This window comes from Mesorhizobium sp. M7A.F.Ca.CA.004.06.1.1, assembly GCF_003999135.1.
GTDB lineage: Bacteria > Pseudomonadota > Alphaproteobacteria > Rhizobiales > Rhizobiaceae > Mesorhizobium.
Window position 1 is genome coordinate 1 of sequence record NZ_RZPQ01001330.1, and the last position, 704, is coordinate 704.

Sequence of the window (704 nt, forward strand, 5' to 3'; positions counted from 1 at the left end):
GGCATGCGGCGTGTCCCGGCCGACGCTGTCCAAATATTTCGACGATCCGGCGAGCGTGAAGCCGGCGACGCGGGCGCGCATCGAAGCCGCCCTGCGCTCCTCGGACTATCAGCCCAACCTTTTCGCCCGAAATCTCAACCGCAAGCGCACCCGCAACATCGGCATCGTCGTGCCGACGATCACCGATCCGTTCTACGCCGAGATGGTCAGCCGCATCGAATTTCGCTGCCGCGACGAAGGCTACTGGCCGATCGTCATCTCCTCGCATGGTTCGCCGAAGCTGGAGGCGGAGTCGGTCAGGACGCTGCTGTCCCTGAAGGTCGCCGGCGCGATCATCGCCCCACTGGGTCTGGCTTCCGACCGCGGCGTCTTCGACAAGCTCGGGCAGGATATTCCGATTGTCTATTTCGACACCTATATCGAGGGCGATACGCCGTTCGTCGGCAATGACAACCGGCAGAGCGTCTCGACCATCGTCGACTATCTCTGCCGTTCGGGTGAGCCGCCGGTCTATCTCGACATCCCACACGTCAACCACAACTCCGGCGAACGCCAGGAAAGCTACATCGTCGCGATGGAGACCGCCGGGTTCAAGCCGGTCGTCATCGAAGGCACCCGCGATTACACCTGGGACTTCGAACGCATCGGCTACGAGCAGACGGAAAAAATGCTGCAGGCCGGCGCCTTGCCCGGCCGCACCATCC

1 protein-coding gene is annotated in these 704 nt (G+C 62.9%); it reads left to right on the forward strand.

From position 1 onward, the window contains the following. Positions 1-10 precede the first annotated feature (10 nt). The coding region (locus tag EN906_RS36125; RefSeq protein WP_245484417.1) for a LacI family DNA-binding transcriptional regulator at positions 11-704 on the forward strand (694 nt) is incomplete at its 3' end.